A 14,501-nucleotide genomic window follows, 5' to 3' on the forward strand; every position below is an offset into this window, starting at 1 on the left:
ACTGAAGATCCAGGAGATGTGGCTATTGATACACCTAGTACTACTGAAGATCCAGGAGATGTGGCTATTGATACACCTAGTACTACTGAAGATCCGGGAGATGTGGCTATTGATACGCCTAGCCCTACTGAAAGTCCCGTAGATACAACGATTGATACACCTAGTACTACTGAGAATCCAATAGTTACAACTGGTGCTAAAACAGATGATTATTCAGAAACTCCTATTATTACAAATAATAAGAGTATATCATCTCTTTTGACTATTGAAGAACCTGGCGAATCAACCTACGTAGTAAATCCCTATACTAAAGATACGGATTTGTTACCTGGTCAGGTAAAGATGACAAAAGTTGCTACACCCGTTGCAGGTAAGGTTAATACTTGGGATATAAAGCTACGTGTTGTAGGGCGATCAAAAACTGTAACATCAGATATTGTTCTTGTCATTGACAGATCTGGAAGTATGGAAGCTAGCGTAAATGGCACAACAAGGATACAAGCTGCAAAAAATGCAGCAAATACCTTTGTGAGTACTGTTTTGGGAGAAGATTCTACAAATACTAGAATTGCTATTGTTTCATTTTCAAGTGATATAAGTACTGACAGCGGTTTTACAAACAAAGCTACTAATTTACGTAATGCTATTAATAAACTGTCAGCTAACGGCGGAACACTGACTCAAGGTGGAATAAGAACAGCACAGAATTTGTTAAATACATCTACAGCAACAAAGAAGACTATAATACTTCTTTCAGATGGTGTGCCAACCTATGGGTATGAAATAACTAATTTGAATTCATATAAACAACCTTGGACTCACACTATTACAAACTCTAATCCTAATATAGATGGAACATATACTAATGACTTTGAGACTACTTCAAATGTCCCACAATCTAGCTTTAAATATAATACTATAGTTGGAAATGGAAGTGAAATGTGGAGCACATGGTATGGGGATCAATGGCTTCCTCAAGCATACACAGATGGGACTGTTGGATGGCCTTATACCACTAGACCAACTCGATATGTTAGCGGATTAACCTATTATAATTTTGGAAACAGTGCAATTGCCCAAGCAGGATATGCTAAAGCATCAGGTCAAACTGTATATACGATTTCTCTATATGCAGGGGAAGATGGTACAAAGGTTTTAAATTCAATAGCATCTGCAGGTAAGTCATATACATCTGACAATGAAAGTCTAAATGCTATTTTTGGGCAAATAGTAGGGCAACTTGGGTCCCCTGTTTCATCAGCTACAGTAACAGACCCTATGGCATCTGGATTTATAATAGGCACCCCAAACTCAATTATAGCTACTAATGGGGCAACAAATTATGATTCAATTACCAAAACTTTGAAATGGAACATTGATTCATTAACAAAGATACTTGACTCAACACGTGGTATAAAATACGAGGAATTGAACTATAGAATTGAAATAAGTGGAGATACACCCACTAATGCTATAAGTTATCCAACTAATGGGACTACGCCTATGAGTTTTTATGACATTGATGGGATGTATTGCACAAATAATTTTCAAATTCCTACTGTTGACCCTGTATTCGTCACAGTTGATAAAGTATTACATGATGTAAATGGAAATCAAAAGAGTTCTACAGATAAATTTAATGTAAAGCTTTCTATTGGTTCAGGTACGCCACAAAATGTTTTGGTTACCACTGATGACAATCCAGTAGTTACACTTAAACAGGTTTGGACTGTTGGTGAATACACCGTTACAGAGGATGCATCAAATCCTACTGATAGATATACACTTACGTCTATAAAGGTTAATAATGTTACGAAGAATACAATATCTTTAGCTATAAATGGAGCTGATCAGAACATTGTTGTTACCAATAAGGATGCATCAGTGACAGCAACTGCAAAAAAGGTTTGGGATGGAGGTCCATCAATTAAGCCAGAAACCTGGTTTAAACTATATAGACAAATAAGTAGTAGTGGTACATTGGAAGAGGTACCTATAACTGAGGCTCAAATTAAGCATATTGCTAATGGATTGACTTCTCTAACTTGGAATAACTTGACAAAATATAATCCTAGCGGGATACCTTATATCTTCAGTGTAAAAGAGGTAAATTCAACAGGAGATGACTATACACCAAATGGTTATAAGAAGATTGAAAATGGTCTTACAGTAACTAATATCTACAAACCTTCAATTATTATTTTAAAAATTTCAAGCTTTGATAATACACCATTATCTGGTGCAGAATTTAAATTATATTTAGGTAATGATAGTGGATATACTGGAAGTCCACTAGATTCAATTACTACAAATTCAGATGGAAAAGCTACATTTTCACATTTGGAAAATGGAATTTATTGGCTTGTAGAGTCAAAAACACCAATTGGATATAGATTAATAAATGATATTGGGCCAATAGTAGTTACTAATGGGGAGATAACAGGCCCTGACTCTAATATAGTATCAAAAGATGAAACAACAGGAAACTATATTATCACAGTTGAAAACGAACCTATACAAAAACTTCCAGCTACAGGAGGTATGGGTTCAGTATTATTTGTTGCAGGCGGATTAGTACTGATGACCTTAGCAATATACCTAGGAATAATAAAAAAACATATCAAATGAAAATAAAATAAAGGGGATTAAATAAATTATAAATAAAAGGGGATTAAATAAATGAAAAAAACAAGTTTTAGGAAACTTTTAGGGTTTCTAACAACTTTTATAATGATATTTGCAATGGGCATAACACCGTTATTTGCAGCTCCAACAGTGCCAACTAGCACATCAGTTATAATTCATAAAGTTGTTGGAACAGGGGGATTTGTCCTTCGTGACCATGATGGGCGAGTGCTTTTACCAGAAGAAATAGCTGACTTAGGAACAAATGCGGTTGAAAATAATAAAGGTGTTAAATTTACAGCATGGCCTGTAACACCTGGTACTAGTGTAAGTGAGTTTGATGGAATAACAGATGCTCAAGTAACTGCTAGTGAATTAACAGGAACTCCTGTTACAATAGATGCAGGAAAAGCATATTCATTTAACACAGGAACCTATTATGTAAGAGAAACTATGCATCCAGCAACACTTGAAGAGCAAGTAGGTGTTCCTTTTATTATGGAACTTCCAGTTTTAAATGTAGCAGGTAATGCATATTTAAATGAATTACATCTATATCCTAAAAATTTAATTGAAGATGATATGCCTGAAATAGATAAAGATGTAGAAATAAAGAATCAAGATAGCGCTGGTTTTAATGTAGGGGATACATTTGATTATCTTATATATCCAAAAGCACCTGTAGGAATCCAAAGTTACAGTGTATTTAAAGTATCTGATACACTAGATTCAGCACTTGATTATATGGGAAATGTAGAAGTTAAGTATGGAGCAGTTAATTTAATATTAAATTCTGATTATATATTATCTGAAAGTGAAAATGGTACTGCAGGTGGAACTTTCACTTTAACTTTTACTGAAGATGGGCTACAAAAAATAGCTGATAACAGACCAAATAATGAAACATTGAAAGATTTAGAAATTAAATTCCAAGCTAGAATTAATGATAGTGCAAATATGGGTACAAAGATTTATAATAATGCTGTATTGACATACAACAATGGTTATTTTACAGTTGATGAGACAAAAGAAACTCCTCAAATCAATCGTCCTGAAGTTCATACTGGTGGACGTCAGTTCATTAAAGTTGACAATGTAACACAAGAATACGATAGAGTATTGAGTGAAGCAACTTTTGTAGTTAAGAATAATGAGAATAAGTATATGAAAAAAGATGATAATGGTAATATAAGTTGGGTAGTAAATACTGAAGATGCAACAATAATTAATGTAAATGAATCTGATGGTAGCTTTGAAGTTACAGGTCTTGCATATGGAGACAAAGGTGAGCCTTTTAGCTACAAGTTAGAAGAAGTTAACGTGCCAGCAGGTTATGTAGATATGGACGATTTAGCATTCACAATTGATGCAAATTCATATGGTGATGAAATAAGTATAGATGATAATACAAAAGTTACTAACGTTAAAAGACCTATTATTCCTCAAACTGGTGGAATTGGAACAGTAGTTTTCATAGCATCTGGTATTACAATGATGGGTGTTGCAGTAGTGGCATTAAAAAGAAAAAAATAGAAAAAATTAGTCAGTATTAACTGAATAAAAGAGCGAGTAAAATCTCGCTCTTTTGTTTTCTAGAAAACATGTAAAATTTTTGTAATCTAATCAATTTTATCTAGAAAGTAGTAGGTGACATTATGAGAAAAGACAAAAAAATATATAAAACTATAGTTATTACAATTATTTTTATTTTAGGTCTTGGGATTTTTGCCTATCCAATTATTAGTAATATAGTTTATGAAAGGGCAGCAAAGAGAGTTATTCAAGACTTTGACACAAGAGTTACAAAAGTTGAGGATAATGTAGTAAAGGAAAAGCTTAATCTTGCCTATGCATACAACAATTATCTTTCAGGAATGCCTGGTGTTTCTGCCTTAGGATATGCATATAATGAGAGAGAAGTAAATGATGGGTTAGATGAATATGCTAGAATGCTTAAGTCAAATGAACAGATAGGTCATATTGTTATTCCAAAGATTAATATCGATATTCCATTGTACGTTGGTACTTCTGAGAAAGTATTACAAAAAGGAATAGGGAATATGGAAGGGACCTCACTTCCTGTTGGAGGCAACTATACCCATGCTGTACTTACAGGACACAGAGGATTGCCTACAGCTAAACTATTTACTGACTTGAATAAACTTGAGGTTGGAGATAAATTTTATATAAAGAATATAGGAGGTACTCTAGCCTATAAGGTGAATCAAATCAAAATAGTGAAACCGACAGAATTTAGAGATTTAGCTATAATACCAAATCATGACTATATTACTCTTTTGACATGTACTCCTTATATTATTAACTCCCATAGACTTTTGGTTAGAGGAGATAGAATAAATTATGTTGAGGAAGTAATGAAAAATGAAATTATCGACAACAACATTAAAAATATTTATAACGATATTTTCTTTGTAATACTGATAATTCTAGTTATATTATTAACTTATTTTTTATATGAATATTTCAAAAATAAAAGAATAGCAAAAATACAGGCAAATACAGAACTAACATCAAAAGATGATAATAAGGAGAAGGAGTAAATTGAAATCAAATAAATTTAAAGGCAGAAAAACTTATATATTTCTTTTTATTCTAGGTATGCTTGTGTTTCTTTATCCCACTTTTACAAATCTTTATTATGATTATATTACAATGAGAAGACCGGTTAATGATAATTATGAGTATTTAGGGGAAGTATCAGAAAACATTAACATTACTGTTAGTGACAAGGAATTTTATCAAATTGAGTCAGACCCTTTAATGAGGCCACTTCTGAGTAAGGACTTAGAATATATTAAGGCATATAATAAAAAGATATGGAATACCGTTGGAGATACAATAGATCCTTTTGGTGAGAATGATGGAAGATATGTTGAAATAGAAATTGATGAAGATAAAAATGGAGCTGCAATATTTGCATACATTACAATAGAGAAGATCAATGCTACACTTCCTGTTTATCTTGGGGCTACTGATGAGAATTTAAACAAGGGGGTAGCTGTAATTAATGGTACCAGTATTCCAGTAGGGGGACAAAACACAAACTCAGTAATTGCAGGTCATACTGGAAAAGTTCAGAAGTTTTTTACTGATTTACCACAATTGAAACCAGGAGATAAAATAAAAATTGAAAATCCATGGGAAACTCTTTATTATAAAGTGACAGGAAATAAGATTATATTGCCTAATCAAGAGGAATATTTATCTGTAGTTACAGGAGAAGATATTATAACCCTTCTTACCTGCTACCATGGCACAACTAAAAATGACCGTCTTTTGGTATTTGCAAAGAGATATTATCCAGAGGAAAATAGAGAAAAGAAAACAGCATATAATGAAGATGTAGACTTATATTCATATCTTTCAGAGGTAGAGCTTAAAGCAAAATCATGGTATGAAAAGCCACAAATGTTTGTTATAGGCGTTGTAGGGGTACTGTCTTGCTTATTCATATATACATTTGTTAATAAAAGATAAGATACTGAAAATCTTACTGTATATTATATTAAACACGGAAAATGGAAGACAATAATCTTCTATGATTCCGTGTCTTTTATTGAGTTAAATTTGAAAAAGGTAAATATCTACAGTAAGTAGGCAATAAAATTCACTTGATGAATCTGTGAAATTTTTAGAGGATAAAACAAAGAGGATGCCCTTTATGATATAATTCATTTATGTAAAAATAGAATGTTTAATTATTAGAGATGGGGAACAGAAACATGAAAAAGAATGTGTTATTTCTCAGCAGTTCCATAGGTCTTGGCCATGCAGCAAGAGATTTGGCAATTGCAAGAGAAATTAAAAAACGAAACCCTGACGTAGAAATTTCCTGGCTAGCTGGAGATCCTGCACGAAGGGTAATAGAAGAGGCGGGGGAATACTTACTGCCTGAGTGTGACCTGCTTGGTAAGGACAGTCATTTAGCTGAAAAGGTGTCAACTGGGTACGGATTGAATGTAAATAAGTATTTATTTAGTGTGCTATTGGAGTGGAGAAAAAGCATACTTGCAATAACAAGGCTTACAAAAAAGAAAAAATTCGATTTAATTATAGCTGATGAGGCTTATGAGTTAATATTAGCTTTCTTATTATTTCCAGGTATTAAGAAGAAAGCTCCTTTTGTAATGATTTATGATTTTTTTGGTTTCGATGCAACAACAAAAAGTCCCTTTGAAAAAATGGGTACATACTTTTGGAATTTTGCTTGGGTTACAGGCAATCGTACTCCCTGGGTGGAAGACATGTCTTTATTTGTAGGAGATGCAGAAGATATTGCGGACAAGTCATATGGATTATTCTTGCCAAACTTCAGAAAACACGCAAGAAAGCATTATAAGTTTTTGGGTAACATTTTAGCTTTTAACCCACAGGATTATAGTAATACTCTAGAGATGAAAAGCAAACTAGGTTATGGGGAAGGGCCTCTTATTATATGTTCTGTAGGTGGAACTGCTATTGGAGTGGACCTTTTAAATCTATGCTCTCGTACATACAAAATTTTAAAATCTAAGCTTCCTGGACTTAATATGGTTTTAATATGTGGGCCACGAATTAATCCTGATTCAATTATTACAACTGAAGGAATTCAGATAAAAGGATATGTACCTAAATTATATGAGCACTTTGCAGCATGTGATCTTGCTATTGTACAGGGTGGAGGAACTACGACTATGGAGCTTGTATCCTTGAACAAGAATTTTCTGTATTTTCCTTTGGCAGAGCACTATGAACAAAAGCTTGTTTCTGATAAATTAGAAAGACTTGGTGGAGGAGTTAAAATGAACTTTTCCGAAAATGATGAAATCACCCTTTCAAAAGCTGTTCTAGAAAACTTAGGAAAGAAAGTTGATTATAGTAAGATTAATATTAACGGAGCAGTGAAAGCTGCAGAATTCATACAGGAACTACTATAATAAACTCAAATTAAACGATATATATAAAAGACGGCTACTAGCCGTCTTATTTAAGCCTATTAGTATAGTTTTTGTCCAAAGTATTTTTAGAATCATTAGGTGTAGGATCATCACTATAATCATCATCAAAATCGTAATATTCATCATAATTAAAGTCATCATCTTCATCATCATCTACAAAATCCATATTTTGTGGAAATCTATCTATAGCATAATCAATAAGCCCTGATAAAAAGTTTCCTTTTACAGGTTTCATAATATCACCTCCTTGTTTCTTTGAAGTATATCCAGTTTTATAGAATATATATCAAAGAATAACAAGTTTAGCATAAAAATTTTCTATTATAATTATATTAATTCCCAATCAGATTTTAAAATATTTTTAAGTATACTTAATTGCTCAACCCCAATTTTCTCAGCAATTTTTTGTTCTAGAGTTGCTTTTTGAGACAAAGATTTTTCGTAACATTCTACCCCTAATTGAGTTAACTGTATACATTTATCTTTATTATTAGTTTCAGAATTTTTAACTTCTACTAACCCCTTTGACTCAAGGTTTTTTATTAATTTATGAATTGCTTGTCTAGAAATATCAACATGTTTTGTTACATAAGAAATAGTTGGTTGTTTTTTATATATTCTAGCCATGATAAACCATTCAGAATTTGAAATAGATATATGGCTGCTATAGTTCCAAGATTTTTCAAATATCTTACGGAGTAGAACATGACGTTCACTTATTAAATCAATTAAATCTAAGTTTTGTAATTCAAAATCCATCAATTTCACTCCAATCATTGTTTTCATTACTTAAATATATACAAAACATTTTAGAATGTCAACTAAGTTGACAATTTTTAAAAAATAAGGTAAAATAAATTAGTAAACTAAGTTAACAATATTTAATAAGGAGAGAGTGCAATGTTTAATATTGGCGATTGTATTATCTATTCATCACATGGTATTTGCCAAATAGATGATATAGTTGAAAACACATATTCTGGTATTACCAAAAGCTATTACGTTTTACATCCACTTGAAGATTGCAATTTGAAAATAAGCACTCCAGTAGATAACGATAAGGTGGTTATGTTAGAACTTCTAAATAAAGATAAGGCAAATGATATTTTACAAACTTTCAAACTTCCAGGTATAGACTGGATAGAAATAGATAATCAACGAAGTCAAATGTATTCTGAAATTGTAAAGTCGGGAAATCGTGAAGAAATCTGTAAGGTAGTTAATACTTTAATGAGAGAGAAGATTAAAATTGAAGCAACTACAAGAAAATTCCATGAAAAAGATAGGAAAATTTTAGAATATGTTCAAAATATATTGTTTGCAGAATTAGCATACTCGTTAAACACTACTGCTGAAGCAATAAGCGAAGAAATTACTAGGCTTATAACTGAGAATAAGCATTAAATTATTATATATAAAAGGTGAAGGTATTGACTAAAGCGTCAATACCTTTTTTGAGCAACGGACCTGTTTTTCAAGGTCGTTGGCGACATGAGAGTAGCGAATTTTTGAGCTTAAATGGATTACTTATATAAAAATATTTTTAGGTTATCTTTATTATCAAGAGTAGCAAGTAGAATATTCTTTACACTAGTTTGATATAATTTTTCTAATCTTGAAACAACCCAGCTTTCATCCTTATTAGTTTGATTTAACTCCTCGAAATTAATTTTACCGTCCTTAATAATAGTTCTAGGTAAATCAAAAGGCTCTGTTTCCATTTGATAGAATGAAGGAGTAATAGGTTCATATTTTGGATCTAGAAAAACAGAGACCTTGCCGTCAGTTTCCCAAATTGCTAATGCTACCTTTTTCACATCTTCTACTTTTTCTTCACGTAATTCTTCTAACAACATATCGAGGGATATTTTTGCTTTTTTTAATCCTTCATAAAGAATTTCTCCATCTTTGACAATTGTGATGGGTTTATGATTAATAAGTTTTCTTATAGATGGGAATTTAAGAACTATAAATATTCCACAAAGATATAGAACAACTAATACAATTGTTGAAATAACAGACCCTTCTAACCCAAGTCTTTCGTCAGACAAGGGTTGGGCTATAATATTTCCAATTACTAAAGCTATAACAAAATCAAGGAGTCTTAATTGAGATATTGAACGTTGTCCTAAAATTTTTGCTACGATTAACAAAAAGAAAAATGCAATAACAGCACGAAGAGCCCATTCAATAGTAGTAAGTGTTTCCTGACCTTGTAAAAATTCCATATAACATATCTCCTTCATCATAGAAGTATACCACTTAGTTAGTATTTATGTTATTTTAACCAAAAATAAAAATAGAGATACAACCATATTATGTTTGCTTTTATGACCTACAATCAGATTAATTACCTGTGATATAGTTCAGATTCTATTTTACATAAAAGAAAAATTAAAAATCCTTTATCCAAAATGTAAACTTTGATAAAGAAGATTCATATATTGAATTATAAATATAAATTAGAAGGGGGTTACTACATGAACTTACAAGATATATTAAATCAAAAAGTATTATTAGTTGTTATAAATAATTCAGTTTGTACTACATCAACAGAGGAGCAAATAAAAGAAGCAACGTTATCCGCGTGGAAAATGAATACTAAAAAAGCATCAAAGATTGAGTATGTTATAGGTCTTAAAAATGGAATAGGGGTAAGTTGTTATAAGGTAGATGAAATACAGATAAGAAAAGAAGATGGAAGAATAATATTTAAGAGTAATGAAGATCTTTCTAATATAGTGAAAGGTATAAATTTTAAGGAAATGGGAGTTAGAAAGGGATATAAAGAAATACAGTATATAAACATTGATTAGATAGTGTAAATACATTATAAAGGGGGATTTTAGATGTTTTCTCAATTAGTTAAGGAAAAACTAGGATATTATGTGTACGGACTAAAGGACCCAAGAAATAATAAGTATTTTTATATTGGCAAAGGAACAGGAAATAGAGCTTTTTCTCATGTAGAAGAAGCTCTAAGGGGAAGAGGAAAAAAACTAGATAAAATAAGCACAATACAAAGTATAATAAGTAACGGTTATAAACTAGAACCTATAATTATAAGACATGGGTTAGATGAGGACACTGCTTTTGAGTTAGAATCAGCACTAATAGACATATTTGGGTTGGAGAATCTAGCTAATATTAAAGCAGGGCACAAAAGTGATAGGGGTATTATGAGTGCAACTGAGATACAACTAAAATATGATGCAGAAAAGCTTATTGTAGATGATAACACTAAGATATTGCTAGTATGTATAAATGGAAGTTATAAAAAAGATATGCCAGAAGAAGAACTATACAAGATAACAAAGGGAAATTGGCTTTGTAATATTAATAAAGCAAAACAATGTAATTATGTACTTGGAGTATATCATGGACTTGTAAAAACAATATATGTTCCTCAAAAATGGGATAATATTGAGGATAATAATGGGGTCATAAAAAGATGTTTTGAAGGATATATACCTGAAAATTATAAGGACTTTATAGATAAGGATGTGTCTCATTATCTTAATAATAATCAATGGAGTTTTAGATATATAAATTTATTATAGTTCTATTAAACAATAAATTATGAAAAAGTAGCATACAATATGCTACTTTTTTAATGACAAGGATATAGGAAAGACATTATCTGTAACATATGGTATTTAAAAATTCAATAAAAAAATGTATAATTATAAGGTAGTTATTTGGTATTACATGATATAAGGGAGTAAAATAATGGAGACTTATGAATCAAACGATGTATGTGATATAAAGCTTGGGGAAACCATTAAAGAATTAATAAAAAAGCAAGAAGAACTAAAAAGAAGTGAAGAGAGATATAAAATAGTTGCAGAAGCTACTAAGGATATTATTTGGGAAGGTAATTTAATTACTAAAAAGAGATACTTCTCAGGAAAGCTTTATGAAATTCTTGGATATAGCGGAGAAGAGTTGGAGAATTTCGATAATTGGTTTGATATTGTTCATCCAGATGACCTTGATGCTGTGAAAGCAGGCATTAGAAAACAAATTGTTAATAAAATTGATGTTGAAACCTTTGAATATAGAGTAAAAACAAAAGATGGAATTTATAAATGGTTATTTTCTAATACGAAATGTGAATTTGATGAAAATAAAGAAGCTATTGCTGCATTTGGAGCATTTACCGATATTACTGAACTTAAAGAGCAGCAAAAGAAAATACATGATTTAGCTTATTATGATTCTGTAACTGGACTACCAAATAGGGTTATGCTAGGTAATGTAATAACAGAAAAAATTGAAAATGCACAAAAGAATAAAAGCAAATTCTCAATGATTTTTATAGATTTAGATAATTTTAAATTTGTTAATGACTCTTTTGGTCATTTAGTAGGTGATCAGCTACTAGTAGAAGTAGGAAAACGATTGAATGAAATGAAGAATAATGAAATTATGTCCTTTAGGCTAGGTGGAGATGAGTTCATTATTTTAATAGAAAATATTAATAACAAAGATGATGTAGAAAAATATATTAAGTATGTGCATAAATCTATAGAAAGCCCTTTTTGTATTAATGACCATATGTTCCATGTAACTCACAGTAGTGGTGTAGTTCTTTACCCAGAACATGGAAATAATTATCCAGAGTTATTAAAAAATGCTGATACGGCTATGTATATATCTAAGGAGTTAGGTAAAGGCATTAATACTTTTTATGATGTGAAAATGGGAGAAGCTGCCATAGAAAAAGCTGAAATTCGAGCAGACTTACATAGAGCTATAGAAAATAATGAATTTGAATTGTATTATCAACCTATAGTTAGTACAGCAGATAGAAAAATAAAAGGATGCGAGGCTTTAATTAGATGGAAACATCCTCAAAAAGGAATGGTTCCTCCAGGAAAATTTATTAGTGTAGCAGAAGAAAATGGAACTATAATAGAAATAGGAAAATGGGTATTTGAAAGTGCTTGTAAATATGCAAAAAGGATGTATTCTAGGGGGTATACTGACTTTTATGTTTCGGTTAATATATCGGCACATCAGTTACTGCAGACAGGATTCACAGATTTTGTAATTAATACTATTAAGAGAATAGGTATTTCACCTGAAATGATAGTAATAGAAATAACTGAATCAGTACTAATGGAATCTTTAGATTTTGCAATTGACAAGCTAAAAGAACTTAAAAATAATAATATGAAAATAGCACTAGATGACTTTGGTTGTGGATATTCTTCACTTACTTATCTTAAGATGTTGCCTATAGATATAGTAAAAATAGATAAGTCTTTTATTGACGATATACAATCTGAAGATGATACAAGAAATATGACCAACATTATTATTCTTATGGCAAAACAGTTAGGGCTAAAGGTTATAGCAGAAGGTGTTGAAGAAAAACATCAACTGAATTATTTAAAAAAGCATAACAGTGACATGGTTCAAGGATACCTTATAAGTAAACCGATCACTTCAGAAGAATTTGTTAAACTAATTGAAATTCAAGATTAAAACCCACAACAAAAATGTTATGGGTTTTGTTTTATTAGATTATAGTAGTTTGATTTTATGTCTATAATTATATCTGGAATAATACTTAGAATAATAAAAAGGAGTGTAGGGTACACATGAAATTTGAAAAAGCATTAAAAGCAATAATAGGATCTAAGGAAAGAGATATGAAAATTTTTTCAATGGCACTACTTGCAATGATTATAATAGTTCAATTATTGTTTAATTTTATTAAATAAGATATATAATAGAGGGGGATATGGTATGGACTCTTTTAACAGTAATCGAAACTTTATGAAAAGTGGATTTGACCTTCCTGAGCGTGAATTTGTTTCTGACCAAGAACGTGGCATTTTGGCACCACCAGTTGAGAAAAAAATCGATATTAATTTAAAAATCATTGAACTTCCAACAGTTAACAAAACTATTATCAAACAAAGTGATTTATACTCTTGTTTTAATAACCGCAGAAGCAGAAGAAATTATACAGATATGCCAATTACATTAGAAGAGTTATCATTTTTGTTATGGTCAACTCAAGGTGTACAAGAAGTTATTCCTGCATATAAGAAGACAGGTCATATTACTTTGCGCCCAGTTCCTTCTGCAGGGGGTAGACATACATACGAAACATATCTTGCGGTAAACAATGTAGAAGGTTTAGAAAAAGGTATTTATATGTATTTACCATTAGAGCATAAACTTGCATTTTGTTATTCAGATGATAGTCTGCCAAAGAAACTTACCTATGCTTATGGCGGTGAAAATTATATAGACGAAGCTATATGGTTGGGAAAAGCACCTGTTGTATTTTTATGGTCGTGTATACCATATCGTGGAGAATGGCGATATCATTGTGAAGCCCACCGATTAATGCTTTTAGACATTGGGCATGTATGTCAAAATTTATATCTAGCATGTGAAGGACTTGGGTTTGGAGCTTGTGCAATTGCAGGGTATGTCCAAGAAGCTTTTGATGATCTTATTCGTATAGATGGTCAAAATGAATACGTCGTTTATATTTCTGCTGTAGGCAAATTAAAATAAAATTACAGTAAAAAGCACATCTAAAATCACACGATTGTTGGATGTGTTTTTTATTGAAATTTAAGCGTTTATAGTTGATGTGATTCTCTATGTGAAAAAGTAGGGTAAAATAAAAATATTTTTCTATTATAATTTAGGCAAGATTTATTAAACTCAAATCACATGATATACTTTTGAAAAATAGAGAATAGCAATAGTATAATTTTGTAATCTAAATTGTAGAGTGAAGTTTGAATATAAAAAAAGACAGCCAATAGAAAAGTTAAGGTGAACTCATAAAGGTTGTTTTTATTTATTATTATATCACCTCGAAAAACATATATATAATATAGGATATATATTTTTTTCGAGGTGATAAAGTGATGCATAGATACCAGATAT

At 31.0% G+C, this 14,501-nt stretch carries 14 protein-coding genes; 11 read left to right on the forward strand and 3 right to left on the reverse strand.

Annotated elements, in window-relative coordinates:
- From BS62_RS10615 to BS62_RS10635, 5 genes are all read left to right on the forward strand, one after another.
- The coding region (locus BS62_RS10615; protein ID WP_496491250.1) for a VWA domain-containing protein at nucleotides 1-2,628 on the forward strand (2,628 nt) is incomplete at its 5' end.
- A 51-nt stretch (nucleotides 2,629-2,679) separates the two neighbouring features.
- Nucleotides 2,680-4,158, forward strand: a complete 1,479-nt coding sequence (locus BS62_RS10620) for a SpaH/EbpB family LPXTG-anchored major pilin (RefSeq protein WP_496491251.1) — start codon at nucleotides 2,680-2,682, stop codon at nucleotides 4,156-4,158.
- A gap of 122 nt (nucleotides 4,159-4,280) precedes the next feature.
- A complete protein-coding gene (locus BS62_RS10625; RefSeq protein WP_496491252.1) occupies nucleotides 4,281-5,186 on the forward strand; it encodes a class C sortase in 906 nt (301 codons plus the stop codon).
- A 112-nt stretch (nucleotides 5,187-5,298) separates the two neighbouring features.
- Nucleotides 5,299-6,123 carry a class C sortase gene (locus BS62_RS10630; protein ID WP_496491253.1) on the forward strand — a complete coding sequence of 275 codons (825 nt, stop codon included), beginning with the start codon at nucleotides 5,299-5,301 and terminating at the stop codon, nucleotides 6,121-6,123.
- Between the two features lie 245 nt (nucleotides 6,124-6,368).
- Complete coding sequence (locus BS62_RS10635; protein ID WP_496491254.1) at nucleotides 6,369-7,562, forward strand: glycosyltransferase; 1,194 nt, start codon at nucleotides 6,369-6,371, stop codon at nucleotides 7,560-7,562.
- A gap of 46 nt (nucleotides 7,563-7,608) precedes the next feature.
- On the opposite strand, the gene BS62_RS10640 is transcribed toward BS62_RS10635, so the two are convergent.
- Together BS62_RS10640 and BS62_RS10645 are read right to left on the reverse strand one after the other, a co-directional pair.
- Nucleotides 7,609-7,818 carry a hypothetical protein gene (locus BS62_RS10640; RefSeq protein ID WP_496491255.1) on the reverse strand — a complete coding sequence of 70 codons (210 nt, stop codon included), beginning with the start codon at nucleotides 7,816-7,818 and terminating at the stop codon, nucleotides 7,609-7,611.
- 92 nt (nucleotides 7,819-7,910) lie between these two features.
- On the reverse strand, nucleotides 7,911-8,342 hold the full coding sequence (locus BS62_RS10645; RefSeq protein ID WP_496491256.1) for a MarR family winged helix-turn-helix transcriptional regulator: 432 nt from the start codon (nucleotides 8,340-8,342) through the stop codon (nucleotides 7,911-7,913).
- Between the two features lie 141 nt (nucleotides 8,343-8,483).
- On the opposite strand from BS62_RS10645, the gene BS62_RS10650 reads away from it, so the two are divergent.
- Nucleotides 8,484-8,987, forward strand: coding sequence for a CarD family transcriptional regulator (locus tag BS62_RS10650; protein WP_496491257.1), 504 nt, complete (start codon nucleotides 8,484-8,486; stop codon nucleotides 8,985-8,987).
- A 119-nt stretch (nucleotides 8,988-9,106) separates the two neighbouring features.
- Here BS62_RS10650 and BS62_RS10655 read toward each other — a convergent pair whose 3' ends face one another.
- Nucleotides 9,107-9,832 (reverse strand): DUF421 domain-containing protein, encoded by a 726-nt coding sequence (locus tag BS62_RS10655; RefSeq protein ID WP_496491258.1) that lies wholly within the window; start codon nucleotides 9,830-9,832, stop codon nucleotides 9,107-9,109.
- 231 nt (nucleotides 9,833-10,063) lie between these two features.
- On the opposite strand from BS62_RS10655, the gene BS62_RS10660 reads away from it, so the two are divergent.
- The 5 genes from BS62_RS10660 (at nucleotide 10,064) to BS62_RS10680 (ending at nucleotide 14,120) form a co-directional block, all read left to right on the forward strand.
- Nucleotides 10,064-10,399: a hypothetical protein gene (locus BS62_RS10660; RefSeq protein ID WP_496491259.1), complete on the forward strand. Its 336-nt coding sequence runs from the start codon at nucleotides 10,064-10,066 to the stop codon at nucleotides 10,397-10,399.
- Between the two features lie 33 nt (nucleotides 10,400-10,432).
- On the forward strand, nucleotides 10,433-11,143 hold the full coding sequence (locus BS62_RS10665) for an LEM-3-like GIY-YIG domain-containing protein (protein WP_496491260.1): 711 nt from the start codon (nucleotides 10,433-10,435) through the stop codon (nucleotides 11,141-11,143).
- 169 nt (nucleotides 11,144-11,312) lie between these two features.
- Nucleotides 11,313-13,073, forward strand: coding sequence for a putative bifunctional diguanylate cyclase/phosphodiesterase (locus BS62_RS10670; protein ID WP_496491261.1), 1,761 nt, complete (start codon nucleotides 11,313-11,315; stop codon nucleotides 13,071-13,073).
- Nucleotides 13,074-13,189: 116 nt separating this feature from the next.
- The gene (locus BS62_RS10675) at nucleotides 13,190-13,312 is read left to right on the forward strand and encodes a hypothetical protein (RefSeq protein ID WP_496491262.1); all 123 of its coding nucleotides are present in this window, start codon (nucleotides 13,190-13,192) and stop codon (nucleotides 13,310-13,312) included.
- 25 nt (nucleotides 13,313-13,337) lie between these two features.
- Nucleotides 13,338-14,120 (forward strand): SagB/ThcOx family dehydrogenase, encoded by a 783-nt coding sequence (locus BS62_RS10680; RefSeq protein ID WP_496491263.1) that lies wholly within the window; start codon nucleotides 13,338-13,340, stop codon nucleotides 14,118-14,120.
- The last annotated feature ends 381 nt before the right edge of the window (nucleotides 14,121-14,501 follow it).

Source organism: Sporacetigenium mesophilum DSM 16796 (genome assembly GCF_059569055.1).

What these genes read in the sequence shown, in the direction of transcription:
- BS62_RS10660 (WP_496491259.1), top strand. Translation starts at nt 10,064, where the DNA reads ATGAACTTACAAGATATATTAAATCAAAAAGTATTATTAGTTGTTATA.
- BS62_RS10655 (WP_496491258.1), bottom strand. Translation starts at nt 9,832, where the DNA reads ATGATGAAGGAGATATGTTATATGGAATTTTTACAAGGTCAGGAAACA.
- BS62_RS10665 (WP_496491260.1), top strand. Translation starts at nt 10,433, where the DNA reads ATGTTTTCTCAATTAGTTAAGGAAAAACTAGGATATTATGTGTACGGA.
- BS62_RS10680 (WP_496491263.1), top strand. Translation starts at nt 13,338, where the DNA reads ATGGACTCTTTTAACAGTAATCGAAACTTTATGAAAAGTGGATTTGAC.
- BS62_RS10645 (WP_496491256.1), bottom strand. Translation starts at nt 8,342, where the DNA reads ATGGATTTTGAATTACAAAACTTAGATTTAATTGATTTAATAAGTGAA.
- BS62_RS10670 (WP_496491261.1), top strand. Translation starts at nt 11,313, where the DNA reads ATGGAGACTTATGAATCAAACGATGTATGTGATATAAAGCTTGGGGAA.
- BS62_RS10675 (WP_496491262.1), top strand. Translation starts at nt 13,190, where the DNA reads ATGAAATTTGAAAAAGCATTAAAAGCAATAATAGGATCTAAGGAAAGA.
- BS62_RS10635 (WP_496491254.1), top strand. Translation starts at nt 6,369, where the DNA reads ATGAAAAAGAATGTGTTATTTCTCAGCAGTTCCATAGGTCTTGGCCAT.
- BS62_RS10620 (WP_496491251.1), top strand. Translation starts at nt 2,680, where the DNA reads ATGAAAAAAACAAGTTTTAGGAAACTTTTAGGGTTTCTAACAACTTTT.
- BS62_RS10650 (WP_496491257.1), top strand. Translation starts at nt 8,484, where the DNA reads ATGTTTAATATTGGCGATTGTATTATCTATTCATCACATGGTATTTGC.
- BS62_RS10625 (WP_496491252.1), top strand. Translation starts at nt 4,281, where the DNA reads ATGAGAAAAGACAAAAAAATATATAAAACTATAGTTATTACAATTATT.
- BS62_RS10640 (WP_496491255.1), bottom strand. Translation starts at nt 7,818, where the DNA reads ATGAAACCTGTAAAAGGAAACTTTTTATCAGGGCTTATTGATTATGCT.
- BS62_RS10630 (WP_496491253.1), top strand. Translation starts at nt 5,299, where the DNA reads ATGAGAAGACCGGTTAATGATAATTATGAGTATTTAGGGGAAGTATCA.